This window comes from Providencia sp. PROV116, assembly GCF_028482485.1.
In the GTDB taxonomy this organism is placed as follows: Bacteria; Pseudomonadota; Gammaproteobacteria; order Enterobacterales; family Enterobacteriaceae; genus Providencia; species Providencia rettgeri.
In genome coordinates, this window is the sequence record NZ_JAMPQO010000019.1 from 99,250 (window position 1) to 116,102 (window position 16,853).

A 16,853-nucleotide genomic window follows, 5' to 3' on the forward strand; every position below is an offset into this window, starting at 1 on the left:
AGCATTTTTAGCTTAAAAATAAAAGGTTTACAGGATGGAACAACCAACCGAAGTCGTTGAATGGGTCGATATTGTTGATGAAGACAATACGGTGATTGCTCAGGCAACACGTAGCCAAATGCGGGCAGAAAACCTACGCCACCGTGCAACTTACATTGTTGTTCATGACGGAATGGGCAAAATATTGGTTCAACGACGCACTGATATTAAAGATTTTCACCCCGGTTTCCTCGACGCAACAGCAGGTGGAGTCGTGACAAAAGGGGAAAACATCCTTGACTCTGCAAAGCGCGAAGCTGAAGAAGAGCTGGGTATTGCAGGCGTTCCTTTTGCGGAACATGGCCATTTTTATTTTGAAGATGCGCATTGTCGTGTATGGGGTGGGTTGTTTAGCTGTGTGAGTCATGGTCCATTTGCTTTACAAGAATCTGAAGTTGTTGAAGTCAGTTGGTTGACCCCTAAAGAGATCAGCGCGCGCTGTGATGAATTTACGCCAGATTCACTCAAAGCACTTTCCTTATGGTTAACTCGCAATAATGAGTTAGAAAAAACCATCACTTGTGCTGAAAATTCATAACCGATCAGATTTAAATTATTAAAGGGCTGTTTTATTTAGCCCTTTAATTTTTTTCTCCCAAAATCAAATCTCTAGCAAAGTTAATTTCTGGCTAATATATAACGATTAGTTATAACCAACTTGCATGCTAAACGATGTATTCATTTCCACACTAGATATAATGTGACAGAACTTAACATTTATCGTTTGCGATATGATGCACTGCTTGATGTATATATAACGCTTCGAGAGAATAAAAATGACAATTGATAAACAGAATACTTTTTTGAAACAACAACACCTTGAGAACGTAACCAATAAAGCTCGCGAGATTATGGAGCGTGAAGGAATTGAAGCATTAATCGCAACCGTGGGTGATAACTTCTATCACCTAACCGGTTTTGCGAGCTTCTTTATGTATACTTTCAGGCAAACAGGCTCTGCGATTGCGGTTATTTTTCGCGATCCTTCCATAGAATCATTGGTTATTATGAATGAATTTGAAGCAGCAAACTTGTCACTTCAAATGCCTAATGCAAAGATTAAAACATTCCCAATTTGGGTGGATGTAGACGACCCTTACAACCCTGAAAATGGCAAAGTGGTAAAACCAAGGCCAATTAATAGCCCAATAGAAACAATTTTCAATTTACTCAAAGAAGCATTGTCTGAAGCGGGGGTTTATGGAAAACCAGTTGCGATTGAATTAAACCAAATTACACATACCGGTAAAGTATGGTTGGATAGGATTATTCCTGGTTTAAATTTGGTTGATTCTTCGCCGTTATTTAATGAATTACGCATGATTAAAAGTGAGTGGGAAATTGCTCATCTCAGAAAATCTGCACAAATTACAGAAGCCGGTATCGCTGCTGCGAGTAAATTAATCAGGGTTGGCTGTACTTCAGCGGAATTAACCGCTGCTTTTAAAGCTAAAGTGATGGAATTCCCTGAAACGAACTATAGTCGCTTCAATTTAATTTCAGTGGGCAGTGATTTTTCACCCAAAATGATCCCAGATGATCAACCAGCAAAAGAAGGTGACTTAATTAAATTTGACTGTGGTGTAGATGTGGCTGGTTACGGTGCTGATATTGCAAGGACATTTGTGGTTGGTCAACCGAATGAAAAAGTCGCTGATATTTATCAAACTATCTTAAAAGGCCATCAATATATGTTAAGCCGAGTTGCACCTGGCGTTGCATTAAGTGATGTTTTTAATGAAACAATGGCCCTCATTCGTTCTTCAGGCTTGCCTCATTATAATCGTGGGCACCTAGGTCATGGTGATGGGGTGTTCGTTGGGTTAGAAGAAGCCCCTTTTGTGAGCGCGGCGACGACAGAAATATTTAGAGCTGGGATGGTGATGAGTTTAGAAACACCGTATTACGGGATTGGTGTTGGTGGCATTATGATTGAAGATATGCTGCTTATTACTGAAGATGGAGTCGAAATGTTAAGTCATTTGCCTCGTGAATTAATTTCTTTCGGGCAAATGGAATAAGGGGCGGTATATGAAGTGGTATCATTATTTAGTTATTTTTCCAATCCTCGCATTAACCGTAGGTATCTATTATGCCAATCAAGTAGAGCCTTTTGTGATGGGCTTGCCATTTTTAATGTTCTGGATTGTCTCATGGGTGATTGTTACAGCCTTAGTTATGTTATTAATCAATGTATTAGATAATAAAAATACGAAGGAAAGCTCATGAGTTCCGCATTAATTATTATTACAATTTTTTTCCTATTTAGCATTTATCTTGCTATCCGTGCTAAAAAAGGCAAAACGATGGATCACGAAGGGTGGTCTGTCGGTGGGCGCAGCTATGGTGCATTGCTAGTTTTCCTTCTAAGTGCAGGGGAAATATATACCACGTTTACTTTTCTTGGTGGAAGCGGCTGGGCTTACGGTAAAGGACCTGCAATTTTATATACCTTAGCGGTCAATGCTTTTATGGGGATCTTTTTATACTGGGTACACCCAAGAGTATGGCGCTTTGCAAAAGATAATGATGTCAGAACGATTTCTGAGTTATTTACCAAGAAATACCAAAGCCCGGGGTTAGGGTTATTAATTAGCTTGATTTCTATTGCTGCGATGGTGCCTTTATTTGTTTTGCAGCTTAAAGGATTAGGCATTATTGTTTCACAAGCGTCTTATGGCGCAATTCCTGCAGATATTGCCATATGGATTGGAATTATTGCAGTGACGTTGTTTGTGATGATCTCCGGTATTCATGGGTCAGCTTGGACATCAGCACTGAAAGATTTAATGATTTTAATTGTGGTCGTATTTATTGGTATTTATATCCCACTTCATTATTACGGTAGCTTTGGGGAGATGTTTAAAGCGATAGATACGGCGATGCCAAGCTTTTTAACATTCTCCGAAACGGGTCTAAATATTCCTTGGTATATTTCCACAATATTCTTATCTGTGGTCGCCTATTTCTGTTGGCCACATTATATGGCTGCGGTATTTACGGCTAAAGATGAAAAATCCTTAAAACGCAATAGTATTTTAATTCCTGCCTATAGCTTAATTATGTTATTTGCATTTTTTGTGGGTTATGCGTCTATATTACAAATTCCGCATCTTGAAGGCTCAGCTGTGGATTTATCGCTGTTTGAGATATCTAAAAGCACCTTCTCACCTATTGTGGTCGGTTTTATTGGTGCCGCGGGTATGCTAACCGCATTAGTCCCAGGGTCGATGTTGCTACTAACCACCTCTAATATGTTAGCGGGCGTTGTACAAAAAGCGATGGGAGTGAGTGAGGAAAAACGCCAGTCTGGTGTTTATGCACGCTTTATGGTGCCTGTTGTTGCGTTAGTCAGCTTGTATTTTATTTTCCACAGTAACGATACCTTGGTGGCTATTATGTTACTCGGGGTCAATATTGTTGCGCAGTTTTTCCCAGCTTTGTTGATGAGTTTTAAACAGAAAAATCCAATGACCCCTGCGGGCGCTATTTGTGGGATTTCCGCGGGGGTTTTATTTCTCGCGGTAACCTATATCGAGAAAATTTCTTTAGCGCAATTGTTCCCTTGGTTAGGGGAAAGTTTAAGTTTCATGAATATCGGTATTGCTGCATTTATTCTGAATATTATTGTGGCGGTAATAATTTCATTATTTAGCAAAACAAAGTAACAAGTGATATTTTAATTTTTTATTAATATTGCACCTTGTGATTATATCGCAGGGTGTATTTTTTTATTTGATTAGTTTGAATTTAAATTCATTTAATAATTAACAATCAATTGATGAATATTATTATCTTATTTATCTTGTCAGCAATAAATTTAACCTTATAGTAATTTAAGCTACTTATATGAATCTTCCTTTAGGCTAATTTCTTACTGTTTTAAAAGGTGGGTTTCTTAAGTTTTTACATGCTTAAATATTATTTGATATGAAGGATTCTTATTATGAAAAAAAATGAGTCAGTTGAATTATTGAAAAATCAGAAAGGAAAAGATAAATGCCCACCTAATAAATTAGCACTCTATACAAATATTGATTATAACAATTCAGAAATTGGCGATATTCTTTTAATATCTCCAGATATTCAACTTGATCAGAAGGAACTTGAATCATATGGATTTGATGTGGGGCATCATGATGGCGTTTCCTGTGTTGTCAACAATATGTCTAAAGCAGCTACGCTTGTCGCAGGTCTTAACCTTGATGGTGAAATATTACGAGTCCCTGCATTGTCTTCAATCGCGTCATTGGTTGGTTTAGGTTGGAATGATCTAACACGTTCTGTTGTTGCTGCCCCCGTTGAGTTAGTTACTTTAGAAATATCTTCTGAAAGTCCTCTCCAAAGTACATTAGGTAAAGTTAATAATATTGAAATTGATATAGTTAATAAAGGCAATGTTGCTGTTTATGGTGTCACATTAGAGATAACCACAAAAAATAGTGATGTAGCCAATGTCATTTCATACCCTGAATTAATTGATCTTCACTCAAATATGATCACCACAATCCCTGTATCTCTTGAAGGGAAAAATACGGGTGAAACACTATTAAGTGTTCGGATCCACACTCCGATTGGTGTTATTAATCAGGGAAGTAATACTTATGATGTAAAAGTCGAGGTAAAAGCTAGGGTTGAATTAAATTTAACGATAGATACGCAAGTTACGTTATTAACCGGAGAGTCAAAGTCAGTCCCACTTAAGATTACGAATAACAGTGATACATTGGTTCGTAGTGCGATTATAAATGCGAATTCAGGGAATAGCTCTCTTGTTATAGTGGGTGAATTTGGCTCAACGGTTGATATAGACCGAAATAGTTCAAAGGTTGTAAATATTCCATTAAATGCAAGCTTAACGACAGTAGGTGATACGCAATTAGCCTGTAGCCTGACACTACCGAAAGGCTATGAAAATGAAGGCAATAATAATGCAATTTCTGCGATTACGGTGACAGCAGAAAGAGAATTAGAAGTTTTACAACAGTATCAAGCTAGTTGGGCTGGGGAAGGTGGTTATCTTTACAGCTACATGTTGACATTAAAATCACAAAATTCACGCGTTAATAAATGGCAACTCACATTCCAATTACCAGCTGGCGCTAAAGTTTCTGAAAACTGGTATGAAAGCCAAAAAAACTGGTTGACGAAGGAAGAAGTAGGTGGAAATGTTATTTTAGGTAATACGAGTGGACATACTATCGACCCGGGTATTGAACTTCCATTGCAAATACAGGTAGTTTATCTTGAGCAGGCAGAGGTGAATGAGTACATCTATGACTTGCACCTTCGACAAATAGGATAATATTTTTAAGTGATAATTCAGTCTTTATCATCATAAAAAAATGCCAATCAGTTTGAACTGGTTGGCATTTTTTACTTATAAAAGATAAATAAAATTTTAGTTAAGCGTTTTCGTTTTGTACTGCTTGGATAGCGGTTAACGCAACGGTATAAACGATGTCATCAACTAACGCACCACGAGACAAGTCATTGACCGGTTTACGCATACCTTGCAACATTGGACCGATGGAGACAAGGTCAGCAGAACGTTGTACGGCTTTATACGTGGTGTTACCGGTATTTAAGTCTGGGAAGATAAATACGGTCGCTTTACCTGCAACTGGAGAATTAGGTGCTTTGGATTTAGCCACATCAGCCATTACCGCGGCATCGTACTGTAATGGGCCATCAATCATCAGATCTGGGCGTTTTTCTTGAGCTAAACGGGTTGCTTCACGCACTTTCTCAACATCACTACCCGCACCTGAATCACCTGTAGAGTAAGAAATCATCGCAACGCGTGGGTCAATACCGAATGCTTTTGCAGAATCAGCAGATTGGATAGCGATTTCTGATAATTGCTCTGCAGTTGGGTCTGGATTGATAGCACAGTCACCATAAACAAATACTTGTTCAGGTAATAGCATAAAGAAGACGGAAGAAACTAATGAGCTGCCCGGCGCTGTTTTAATTAATTGCAGCGGTGGACGGATGGTATTTGCTGTCGTATGAACAGCACCAGAAACTAGGCCATCAACTTCGCCTTTTTCCAGCATTAATGTCCCTAATACGACGTTATCTTCTAACTGCTCACGAGCAACAACCTCTGTCATTCCTTTGCTCTTACGTAATTCAACGAGGCGAGCAACGTATTCTTCGCGTACTTTAACTGGGTCGACAATTTCAATGCCAGTGCCGAGTTCAATACCTTGTGCGGCAGCAACACGACGAATGTCTTCTGGGTTACCTAACAGTACGCAAGTTGCAATACCGCGCTCTGCACAGATAGATGCAGCTTTAACTGTGCGTGGTTCGTCGCCTTCAGGAAGAACAATACGCTTGCCTGCTTTACGTGCTAACTCTGTTAACTGATAACGGAATGCAGGTGGTGATAAGCGGTTAGGGCGTTCAGAGTCGGCAACCAGTGATTCAATCCAATCGCTACTAATATGACGAGCAACATAGTTTTGAATTTTTTCAATACGCTCATGGTCATCTGCCGGAACTTCTAAGCTAAAGCTTTGTAAATTCAGTGATGTTTGCCATGTATTGCTTTTCACCATGAAAACGGGCAAGCCAGTTTCGAAGGCTTGTTCACAAAGTTGGCGAATAGGCGCATCGATATTGTAGCCACCAGTGAGTAGAACTGCACCGATTTCAACCCCGTTCATTGCTGCTAGTGATGCAGAAACTAATACATCAGGGCGATCCGCTGAGGTCACTAATAATGAGCCTGGGCGGAAGTGTTCAAGCATGTGCGGGATGCTACGTGCGCAGAAAGTCACAGATTTAACGCGACGAGTTTTGATTTCACCTTCGTTAACAATCTCTGCACTTAAGTGTTTTGCCATGTCAATTGCACGGGTGGCAATTAAATCAAAGTTCCATGGAATAGATGCCAGTACCGGCAGATTCAGCGCAGAAAGTTGCTTAGTATCGAGGTTAGCTACAGTTGCCTTAGTTGAATCGTCAAAGATTTCAGATAAGTCAGGGCGAGTACGACCTTGTTCATCAACAGGGGCATTAACCTTATTGATGATCACGCCAATAATATTTTTATTACGTTGGCCACCAAATTCGTTACGTACTAACTCTAAACGCTCTTGCATTTGTGTGATTGAGCTGTTGCCTGGTGCAGTGACGAAAACAATTTCTGCACCTAATGTTTTGGCAATTTCATAGTTTAATGATTGAGCAAATGAGTGTTTACGCGTTGGCACTAAACCTTCAATTAAAATCACTTCCGCATTTTTTGTGTGGTCATGATAGCGAGCTACGATTTCTTCCATTAATACATCTTTTTTGGAAGAGGTCAGTAGCGATTCAACGTATTCCATTGTCAGTGGCTCAACAATGGTAGTAATACTTGAATGAGAACGCAGGACTTCAGTGGTTTGGTCTTTATTGCCAGAGACGCGTGGCTGTGCGATAGGTTTGAAAACGCTTAATTGAACACCTTTTTGTTCCATTGAGCGAACGACACCTAGGCTAACGCTAGTTAAGCCAACGCTGGTGCCAGTAGGTATTAACATAATTGTACGGGACACGGGAACCTCTTTCTTTCGGTTACTCTAATGACAAAACGATACCGCCAGCTAGTTGCTGGCGGTAGAAGTTGCTTATGCGGTTAAACGCGCAGTATCTTGGGCAATAACCAACTCTTCGTTGGTTGCGATAACCAGCGCTGGACGGCTGTTATCGGTAGTGATTAAACCTTCTTTACCGAAGCGTGCCGCTAAGTTACGTTCGTGGTCATATTCGAAACCAAGGATTGCCAGTTTCTTCAAGGTGATTTCACGAACTTGTGCTGAATTTTCACCAATACCACCAGTGAAGATGATAGCATCAAGACGGCCTTCCATCAGTGCACTATATGCACCAACATATTTCGCTAAACGATGGCAGAAAACATCCATTGCGCGAGTTGCATCTTCTTTAGTGCCGTAGTTATCTTCAACATAGCGGCAGTCGCTTGTTACGCCAGTTAAACCTAATAAACCAGATTCTTTGGTTAGCATTTTGTTGATTTGATCAACGCTCATACCTAAAGAATCATGTAAATGGAAAATAATTGCAGGGTCGATATCACCGCTACGTGTTCCCATTACCAGGCCTTCTAATGGCGTTAAGCCCATTGAAGTATCAACACATTTACCGTTAACAATGGCAGTAACAGAACCACCGTTGCCTAAGTGGCAAGTGATAACATTGAGCTCATCAATAGGTTTGTTAAGTTTTTTCGCAGCTTCACGGGAAACATAGTAATGGCTTGTACCGTGTGCACCATAACGGCGGATACTATGCTCTGAATATAATTCGTATGGCAGTGCATACAGATAAGCTTCCTGAGGCATGGTCTGATGGAATGCGGTATCAAAGACAGCGACATTTTTGTTGACCAGATGCGGGAAGGATTTTCTTGCTTCTTCAATACCGATGAGATGAGCAGGGTTATGCAATGGCGCGAATGGAATAGCCGCTTCAATGCCTTCGATCACTTCGTCTGTAATTAATACAGAAGAGGTAAATTTCTCACCACCATGAACAATACGGTGACCAATGGAGGTGATTTGCTCTGATAGCTCAGGTTTTTCAGCAAGAATAGTGTTAACAATGAAATCCAATGCTTCGCTATGCGCTGCACCAGCACCTAAAGGCGCTTCTTTCTTAGCACCATCCATTTTCCACTTAATACGGGCTTCCGGGAGGTTAAAGCACTCAGCTAATCCAGATAAAAATTCATCGCCATTAGTTGGGTCGATGATGGCGAATTTCAGTGAGGAGCTACCGCAGTTTAGAACCAGTACCAGCTTACTTGACATGGAAATACCTATCGTTAATTGTTGTTGTGAAGCCTTTTAAACAACATGAAAAGACTCAGATTAAAAATATACCGCTAGAGCCTAGCGTATTTATGACCTGAAACATCATGATTGATATCATGTTAAAGGCGAAAAAGTTAAAGATCGTGAGACCTTAGGGGTTTGATAAAACAGGCGCTATCTTTTTTGCCAAGGTATATAAAAGTAAACCTACGCACCTAGTGTTGAAATAACGACCAAAAACCCCAATATATATAACTGTTGTCTATCTTCAGTTTTGAAGATAGATAAAGCTACAAAGTAACAAATGCAACAGCAATTCTAAATGTGGCAGATTCTACTAAAATTATTTTATATTTTATACGTTTTTTTTAAAAATAGGGACTTTGATTGATTAAAATCATAAGTGACGTATAAAGTAGTGTTATAGCACAGGGTTACGTTGCTATTAGAATAGCTGATATTTAGTAAATTGACTTAACTTAAGGTAAATGTAATGAAATAATTTCGTTACCTTAAATGTGCTATCATTTTACCATGCGTAATTTATAAATTATTGCCTCAGTTTTTAAGAAGTCGATAGGAAACGTTTCATGAGTACATTGCAAAGTAGACCGCCCGGTTTTTTTAAGCGCTTTAGATTAGGTAACCGCTATCTGAAGGCTTTTCCTATGGAGAAAAAACTGTCGCCGATATTCCCCGAAATTCGTATTAACAAGGCGGTACGCTTTGGTATTCGCTTTATGCCACCGATTGCAATTTTTACATTAGCATGGCAAATCGCGTTAGGTGGGCAATTGGGACCCGCCATTGCTACGGCACTTTTTGCCTGTAGTTTGCCAATGCAAGGTCTATGGTGGTTAGGAAAGCGTGCTTCGACGCCTCTGCCATCTAGCTTATTGAGCTGGTTTTATGAGATCCGTGATAAGTTTACAGAGGCGGGGATCGCTATGGCGCCGGTTGAGCACCAACCCGATTATATGGCGTTAGCTGACTTGCTAAAACGTGCATTTAACCAGTTAGACCGCTCTTTTATGGAAGAAATTTAAGCAAAAAGTGTGGGGAAATTATTGTTAAAAGGTAGATTTAACAATAAGTAATGCAAAAATGGTGTTTAGATCAATAAAAGCGATGTTTTCACTGTCTATGATTGATGTTGAATGCGAAGATAAGCCATACTTTTTAGTAGGAGACTCATGATGGAAATGACTAACGCACAACGCTTGATCTTATCTAATCAATACAAAATGATGACCATGCTTGACCCCGATAATGCAGAACGTTATCGCCGCCTACAAACCATTATTGAACGTGGCTTTGGTTTACAAATGCGCGAATTGGACCGAGACTTTGGTCATTTAAGTGAAGACACTTGCCGTACAGTTATTGATATCATGGAAATGTACCATGCGCTACAAGTCTCCTACAGCAATATGGCTAACAAGGAAGACATTGATGGCCGACGCGTGCAATTTTTAGGTTTTGATGCAGCAACAGAAGCACGTTATTTGAGCTATGTTCGCTTTATGGTTAACACAGAAGGGCGTTATACCCACTTTGATAGCGGAACGCATGGCTTTAATTCGCAAACACCGATGTGGGAAAAATACAATCGTATGTTAGCGATTTGGCATGCGTGCCCGCGTCAGTATCATTTATCAGCGGTGGAGATTTCCCAGATCTTAAACGCCTAATGCTCGTCATTCTTCGCGCTGTCGCGTTGTTGACTGCGTTCGGCTACTCGGGTCACATACTTTTGTATGCTCCCCGAGATATCCTCTTTAGTCGCCTAGCGACAACGCGAATAATTTAGAGCAAGTTTGCTCGTCATACTTCACCTTGTCTCGTTGTTGACTGCGTTCAGCTACTCGGGTCACATACTTTTGTATGCTCCCCGAGATACCCTCTCTGGTCGCCTAGCGACAAGGCGAATTATTTAGAGCAAATAGAGTATAAAAAGTAAATAAAGTTTTAAAAAATCCCAATTTCAAATCAACATTCCTTTCCTGTTTTAACTCTCAAGTGCATTCAAATCTAAGTTATTAACGCAAATCTTGATTATTTTTGTTATTGAGGTTGCGCATTGGCGTCTATTTAGCGTTAACTAGTGGGCCAGAATCGATTCAATTATTATGTGAATAGCAAATAAAGGGGTAGACGTGAAATTAAAGGCAAAAGGGTTTCTATTTGATTTAGATGGCACATTGGCAGATTCCTTGGCAGTGGTTGAGCGCTGTTGGTGTAAGTTTGGCGAACGAATTGGTGTAGACTCAGCCGAAGTCATTAATTTTATCCATGGAAAACCCGCGTTAACCAGTTTGCGTCACTTTTTACCCGAGGCGAGTGATGAAGAAATTATGGGGTATTTTCGCTGGTTAGAAAAAATGGAAAGCGAAGATGTGGAGGGCGTGGTTGCCCTGCCTGGCGCGATTGCCTTGCTGTCACGTTTAAATGAAATTGGCGCTCCGTGGGCAATTGTCACTTCTGGTACTGTACCGATTGCCCATGGACGCCAGCAAGCTGCTGGTTTACCAGAACCTAAACATTGGGTGACATTTGAAAAAGTCACGAAAGGAAAGCCGGACCCAGAACCGTTCTTGCTTGGTGCCCAAGCACTTTCTTTTCCTGCAAAATCCTGTATTGCCTTTGAAGATGCGCAAGCAGGCATCCATTCAGCATTAACAGCCGGTTGCCAAGTGGTGGCAGTCCATGCACCAGAAGGGATGCCTCGTCGTGATGAAATTCAAGTAATTGTAAGTTCATTGGCTCAAATTTCTGTTATGGGGCCTGACAATAATGGTGATTATGAACTTTTCGTGTCTAATTTGACTTAATGGTGATTTAATCAAAGAAATTCTCCGTAAAACATGCTTAACTGAATAAAATTCTTAGCAATGTTTTTTTTCGTCGAAAGGGGATATTTTGAACGGAGAATTGCTGTGGGTCTTAACCCTCCTATTAATTGCGATAGTTTTGTTTACCACAAATAAAATTCGCATGGATGTGGTCGCATTGCTTGTCATTGTCGCGTTTGTGTTGAGTGATACCTTAACATTAGAGCAAGCTACCGCAGGTTTCGCAGATCCTAACGTTCTGCTAATTGCCGCATTATTTGTTATTGGTGATGGGCTGGTTCGCACAGGGATCGCTTACCAAATGGGAGACTGGCTTGTTCGCGTTGCAGGAAGCAGCGAAAGTAAAATGCTGGTTTTCCTCATGCTCACCGTTGCTGGGTTAGGGGCTTTTATGAGTTCTACAGGAGTGGTGGCTATCTTTATCCCCGTCGTATTAAGCGTTGCATCACGCATGAAAACGTCCCCTAGCCGGTTGATGATGCCATTAGGCTTCGCGGGGCTCATCAGTGGGATGATGACACTGGTGGCCACGCCGCCTAATATGGTGGTGAACAGTGAATTGGTACGCGAAGGGATCAAAGGCTTCCAATTTTTCTCTATTACCCCGATTGGTATTTTAATTTTATTCGCAGGTATTGCCTACATGTGGCTGACAAGGCGTTGGCTAGGCAGTAACGAACCAGATAAACTCCCTGAGCGCTATCGACGCACCTTTCGTGACTTAATTCGTGATTATAAATTGACAGGTAGAGCTCGCCGCCTTGCTATCCGCAAGGGATCGCCACTCATTGGCCATACACTTGACGAACTGCACTTGCGTTCCCGTTATGAGGCCAACGTGGTAGGGATTGAGCGTTGGCGTAAATTTCGTCGAGTGATGGTGAGTGCAACTGGGGGAACAGAGTTACGCGAGCGAGATGTCTTATTAATCGATATTTCGGTGAGCGATGACGATTTACGCCAATTTTGTAGCGAACAACTCCTTGAACCGATGATTTTACGGGGAGATTATTTTTCAGATCAATCACGTGATGTGGGAATGGCTGAAGTATCGATGAATCCAGATTCTGAACTCTTGGGTAAATCTTTAAGAGACATTAAATTCCGTACTCGTTATGGCTTGAACGTGGTTGGTATTCGTCGAGATGGCAAGGCGTTGGACGGCAAGTTGGTAGATGAACCGCTTCGATTGGGTGATATTTTATTAGTCATTGGTGATTGGAAATTAATTCGCATTTTATCGACTAAGCCACGGAACTTTATTGTATTGAATCTGGCTGCTGAAGTAGAGGCGGTAGCACCTGCTGCATCTCAGGCTCCTCATGCCTTATTTTGTTTGGCATTAATGGTCGCAATGATGGTGACCAATGAAATTCCTAACTTTATTGCAGCACTTATTGCCTGCTTGTTAATGGGGAAATTTCGCTGTATTGATATGGAAAGTGCCTATAAGTCAATTCACTGGCCGAGTATTATATTAATTGTTGGGATGATGCCTTTTGCACTAGCACTGCAGGAAACGGGAGGGATTGCCCTTGCCGTTGATGCGTTAATGAAAGTTGCTGGTGGGTTAGGGCCACATGTGATGCTATTGTGCCTGTTTATTCTGTGCGCCTCTATTGGGTTATTTATTTCTAATACCGCAACTGCAGTGCTAATGGCTCCGATTGCCATTGCTGCGGCTCGCCAAATGGATGTCTCACCGTTGCCTTTTGCGATGATTGTTGGCATTGCCGCATCCGCAGCCTTTATGACCCCCGTTTCATCACCAGTTAATACCTTAGTTTTAGGGCCTGGAGGTTATAAATTTTCGGACTTTTTGAAAGTGGGTGTGCCATTCACTATTATTGTGATGTTTATTAGTATTGCAGTTGTGCCTATTTTATTTCCATTCTAAGAAATTACATTAATGGTTAATTGATATTTTTAATTAACCATTCCTCTTTTATTTATCAATTAAATGATATTAATTATAATTTACTCTCCTGTATTTTAACTTACCATTAATTTCGAATCAAAACACATAATATTAATTCAATTATTAAGAGGTGAATTTATGGTTCAAGTCAAAAATATACAAGAAAGGTATTATTATGGTTATGCAACATTTGAGAATTTTTGGGGAAAAGATATAAAAATGTGACTCTAACACATCTCGCGTCTGTTCCTTGGATGAATACGAAAGATCAGTAACATATTGAACATGTACCGAATAAAGGTATTTTAGAAAATTGTTTTGGGTTCAAATACTATATAGGTGTAGGCTTTGATATTTGGCATATTAAATTTTGGACGTTACGAACGTGAGGTTTATGAATGTAAACATGATGTTAGTTGTAATATAACATCTGGGGATGGTGGTGGAGTTATATTAGGAATTAATGGCGAGTCTAGAAAATTATACGCACATTTTTCTTCATCTTCAGATTGTTGGACGGGTATCAGTTCGGCATAAAAAACTGAATAATTACATAAAAATATAAAGTTATCGAGTGTTAAAATAAGGAACGATACGCTCATTCCTTATTTTAAATTAATTACTAATTTCATCTAATGATAGGGTAAAACTTGGCACAAACGTTTTCATAAAATACTCCATTTCTGGACTATTTCTTTCCGCAAGCATTTTTTCTAGCCGTCTTTTGGCTAATTTAAATTCACTATTGCCCGCGGACAGTTCTTCTAAACATTTTAAATAGGCACACAGTGTATCGGCTTGTTTAACAATAAAATGCTCTTCTTCTGATTGTATATCTTCAATTAATAGTGCTTTAAAATCCTCTTGTAGTTCTTCTGGGAGCATATCGAGTAGTTTTTGCTGAGCGAATTTTTCTATTTTTTTGTATTCATGAGCAATTTGCTGGTTGTGATACTTTATTGGAGTTGGTAAATCCCCCGTAATCACTTCACTAGCATCATGGTACATCGCATATAAAGCGATTTTTTCTGCGTTAACGTTCCCTGCGAACTTACGGTTTTTAATGATAGCGAGCGCATGGGCAACCATGGCTACTTGAAGACTATGTTCAGAGACATTCTCTGTTCGGACATTGCGCATTAACGGCCAGCGGTGGATTAACTTCATTCTAGCAAGGTGGGCGAAAAAGTAGCTCATAAGTCCTCTTCTTTAGTGTCTGCAAACGAAAAAAATTATAACGGAAATAATGTAGCAGCGATATAATTTTATTGTTTTTTAATAAGTTACTCTCTAGTAATTATGTTTTAATATTTATTTTGCATATTAAGATAATCATAATAATATAATCAATTTTAGATTATAACTTAACTGCTATTTTAATTGTGTTGAATTATGTAATCAAAAAAATATAATGGTTGTTCAACCCAGAAATAACGAGGCAATATGAAATATTTTCCATTTATATTATTGGGCTTTTTCCTTGTGGCAATTTATTTTATTTCTATTCTTTGATTATCAAAATAATACAGTCTATTAATGATGGCTAAATTTAGAATAAAAAAAGCCTCCGGAATTAGGAGGCTTTTTATTATTTTGAATAAATTTTTATTGGCGATAGCCTTCAAGGAAGCGGCCGAATTTATTAATCGCCATTTCAAGGTCATCCGCATAAGGTAGCGTAACGATGCGGAAATGGTCAGGTTCAGGCCAGTTAAATGCGGTACCTTGAACTAACAACACTTTTTCTTGTAGTAACAGGTCTAAAATCATTTTTTGGTCATCATAGATATTAAATCGTTTAATATCTATTTTCGGGAACATATACAGGGCACCTTGTGGTTTTACACATGAAACGCCGGGTATTTGGTTGATCAATTCCCATGCACGATTACGTTGCTCATATAAACGGCCGCCTGGTTGAATGAATTCACTAATACTTTGGTAGCCACCCAGTGCAGTTTGAATAGCATGCTGCATCGGCACGTTTGCGCATAGGCGCATAGAGGCTAGCATTTCTAAACCTTCAATGTAACTTTTCGCATGTTTTTTCGGGCCGTTTAATACCATCCAACCTTGGCGGAAGCCAGCGACGCGATACGTTTTAGATAAGCCATTAAATGTAATGGTTAATAAATCAGGGGCGAGGGCGGCAATAGAGTGGTGCACTGCATCATCATAAAGAATTTTATCGTAAATCTCATCAGCATAAATAATAAGATTGTGCTGGCGAGCCAATTCGACAATTTCCATTAATAGGTCTTTGCTGTAGACCGCACCCGTTGGGTTATTGGGGTTAATGACCACAATACCACGTGTTCTTGGTGTGATTTTTTTGCGAATATCTTCAATGTCAGGCATCCAACCTTGCTGTTCATCACACATATAATGAACTGCTTTTCCTCCCGAAAGGGAAACTGCAGCAGTCCATAATGGATAATCAGGCGCTGGTACTAACATTTCATCACCATTATTAAGCAGTGCTTGCATGGCTTGTACGATTAATTCGGAAACACCATTACCAATGTAGACATCTTCTACTGTCATTTCATGAATGCCACGAGCTTGGTAATGCTGCACAATCGCTTTACGGGCAGAATACAAGCCTTTTGAGTCGCAATAACCTTGAGAACTTGGCAGATTACGCAAGACATCCACAAGGATTTCATCTGGAGCTTCAAAACCAAACGGGGCCGGATTACCAATATTGAGTTTGAGGACTTTGTTGCCTTCTTCTTCTAGGCGCTTCGCTTCTTTTAATACGGGCCCACGAATGTCATAGCAAACATTATCGAGCTTACTGGATTTAGTTAGATTATTCATAGTTCTCTCATTACCCTATGGGTTACATTGGTCGGGCCGGCGTTATTCCTTTACTGTACTCCTCCCTCAGAAGCTTTTGAAGATGCAAGGTTATTTTTGGTGTAAAAGGTTGGTTTACGCTTAAATGTAATGTTTGGTATCTTATTATTTATTTTAGGTTGGATGTATATTCTTATAATATTGAATTGTTTGAATTATAATATCGACATTCTTTGATGTTTTGGAGTATAAAAAGTAAAAAAGCATAAAAATAGCGGAAAAAAAGAAAATTGTATCAAAATGTAATATTAAGCATTGAATCATTAAATCAGACATGATTTTTTTGCTGTAATGGCCTTTTTTTATAATAATTAGGGCGATTTTGTTAGTAATATTGATTGTTTCAAGCTGCTTTCT

At 39.7% G+C, this 16,853-nt stretch carries 13 protein-coding genes; 9 read left to right on the forward strand and 4 right to left on the reverse strand.

All coding sequences use genetic code 11. The annotated features are described in order from the left end of the window. The first annotated feature begins 34 nt into the window (after positions 1-34). The 5 genes from yfcD to PSE72_RS13755 all read left to right on the forward strand — a co-directional run bounded on the left by yfcD (position 35) and on the right by PSE72_RS13755 (position 5,344). The gene (yfcD, locus tag PSE72_RS13735; protein ID WP_004912292.1) at positions 35-577 is read left to right on the forward strand and encodes an NUDIX hydrolase YfcD; all 543 of its coding nucleotides are present in this window, start codon (positions 35-37) and stop codon (positions 575-577) included. Between the two features lie 238 nt (positions 578-815). Further along, positions 816-2,060 (forward strand): M24 family metallopeptidase, encoded by a 1,245-nt coding sequence (locus PSE72_RS13740; protein WP_115167024.1) that lies wholly within the window; start codon positions 816-818, stop codon positions 2,058-2,060. A gap of 10 nt (positions 2,061-2,070) precedes the next feature. Continuing rightward, positions 2,071-2,268, forward strand: a complete 198-nt coding sequence (locus PSE72_RS13745) for a DUF3311 domain-containing protein (RefSeq protein WP_115167025.1) — start codon at positions 2,071-2,073, stop codon at positions 2,266-2,268. Beyond that, the gene (locus tag PSE72_RS13750; RefSeq protein WP_109911547.1) at positions 2,265-3,707 is read left to right on the forward strand and encodes a sodium:solute symporter family protein; all 1,443 of its coding nucleotides are present in this window, start codon (positions 2,265-2,267) and stop codon (positions 3,705-3,707) included. The genes PSE72_RS13745 and PSE72_RS13750 overlap by 4 nt, the downstream gene beginning before the upstream one ends. A gap of 278 nt (positions 3,708-3,985) precedes the next feature. Then, the gene (locus PSE72_RS13755; RefSeq protein ID WP_115167026.1) at positions 3,986-5,344 is read left to right on the forward strand and encodes a hypothetical protein; all 1,359 of its coding nucleotides are present in this window, start codon (positions 3,986-3,988) and stop codon (positions 5,342-5,344) included. 100 nt (positions 5,345-5,444) lie between these two features. Here PSE72_RS13755 and pta read toward each other — a convergent pair whose 3' ends face one another. Beyond that, the gene (pta, locus tag PSE72_RS13760; protein WP_198641588.1) at positions 5,445-7,574 is read right to left on the reverse strand and encodes a phosphate acetyltransferase; all 2,130 of its coding nucleotides are present in this window, start codon (positions 7,572-7,574) and stop codon (positions 5,445-5,447) included. Between the two features lie 87 nt (positions 7,575-7,661). Continuing rightward, the gene (gene ackA / locus PSE72_RS13765; RefSeq protein WP_198641555.1) at positions 7,662-8,864 is read right to left on the reverse strand and encodes an acetate kinase; all 1,203 of its coding nucleotides are present in this window, start codon (positions 8,862-8,864) and stop codon (positions 7,662-7,664) included. 593 nt (positions 8,865-9,457) lie between these two features. Between ackA and yfbV the strand changes: the two genes are divergently transcribed. The 4 genes from yfbV to PSE72_RS13785 all read left to right on the forward strand — a co-directional run bounded on the left by yfbV (position 9,458) and on the right by PSE72_RS13785 (position 13,616). Further along, the gene (gene yfbV / locus PSE72_RS13770; protein WP_217007697.1) at positions 9,458-9,913 is read left to right on the forward strand and encodes a terminus macrodomain insulation protein YfbV; all 456 of its coding nucleotides are present in this window, start codon (positions 9,458-9,460) and stop codon (positions 9,911-9,913) included. 150 nt (positions 9,914-10,063) lie between these two features. Further along, on the forward strand, positions 10,064-10,558 hold the full coding sequence (locus PSE72_RS13775; protein WP_004912269.1) for a YfbU family protein: 495 nt from the start codon (positions 10,064-10,066) through the stop codon (positions 10,556-10,558). A gap of 465 nt (positions 10,559-11,023) precedes the next feature. Beyond that, entirely contained in the window at positions 11,024-11,698 is a 675-nt protein-coding gene (locus PSE72_RS13780; RefSeq protein ID WP_115167029.1) for a sugar phosphatase, read from the forward strand. An 88-nt stretch (positions 11,699-11,786) separates the two neighbouring features. Then, the gene (locus tag PSE72_RS13785; RefSeq protein WP_115167030.1) at positions 11,787-13,616 is read left to right on the forward strand and encodes an SLC13 family permease; all 1,830 of its coding nucleotides are present in this window, start codon (positions 11,787-11,789) and stop codon (positions 13,614-13,616) included. A 636-nt stretch (positions 13,617-14,252) separates the two neighbouring features. Here PSE72_RS13785 and yfbR read toward each other — a convergent pair. Together yfbR and PSE72_RS13795 are read right to left on the reverse strand one after the other, a co-directional pair. Next, positions 14,253-14,834 carry a 5'-deoxynucleotidase gene (gene yfbR / locus PSE72_RS13790; protein WP_004912262.1) on the reverse strand — a complete coding sequence of 194 codons (582 nt, stop codon included), beginning with the start codon at positions 14,832-14,834 and terminating at the stop codon, positions 14,253-14,255. A gap of 408 nt (positions 14,835-15,242) precedes the next feature. Further along, positions 15,243-16,457 carry a pyridoxal phosphate-dependent aminotransferase gene (locus PSE72_RS13795; RefSeq protein WP_004259802.1) on the reverse strand — a complete coding sequence of 405 codons (1,215 nt, stop codon included), beginning with the start codon at positions 16,455-16,457 and terminating at the stop codon, positions 15,243-15,245. Positions 16,458-16,853: the final 396 nt, after the last annotated feature.

Bases quoted from the DNA above. Each gene is read 5' to 3' on its own strand.
- yfcD (WP_004912292.1), top strand. From the start codon at position 35: ATGGAACAACCAACCGAAGTCGTTGAATGGGTCGATATTGTTGATGAA.
- PSE72_RS13740 (WP_115167024.1), top strand. From the start codon at position 816: ATGACAATTGATAAACAGAATACTTTTTTGAAACAACAACACCTTGAG.
- PSE72_RS13745 (WP_115167025.1), top strand. From the start codon at position 2,071: ATGAAGTGGTATCATTATTTAGTTATTTTTCCAATCCTCGCATTAACC.
- PSE72_RS13750 (WP_109911547.1), top strand. From the start codon at position 2,265: ATGAGTTCCGCATTAATTATTATTACAATTTTTTTCCTATTTAGCATT.
- PSE72_RS13755 (WP_115167026.1), top strand. From the start codon at position 3,986: ATGAAAAAAAATGAGTCAGTTGAATTATTGAAAAATCAGAAAGGAAAA.
- pta (WP_198641588.1), bottom strand. From the start codon at position 7,574: ATGTTAATACCTACTGGCACCAGCGTTGGCTTAACTAGCGTTAGCCTA.
- ackA (WP_198641555.1), bottom strand. From the start codon at position 8,864: ATGTCAAGTAAGCTGGTACTGGTTCTAAACTGCGGTAGCTCCTCACTG.
- yfbV (WP_217007697.1), top strand. From the start codon at position 9,458: ATGAGTACATTGCAAAGTAGACCGCCCGGTTTTTTTAAGCGCTTTAGA.
- PSE72_RS13775 (WP_004912269.1), top strand. From the start codon at position 10,064: ATGGAAATGACTAACGCACAACGCTTGATCTTATCTAATCAATACAAA.
- yfbR (WP_004912262.1), bottom strand. From the start codon at position 14,834: ATGAGCTACTTTTTCGCCCACCTTGCTAGAATGAAGTTAATCCACCGC.
- PSE72_RS13795 (WP_004259802.1), bottom strand. From the start codon at position 16,457: ATGAATAATCTAACTAAATCCAGTAAGCTCGATAATGTTTGCTATGAC.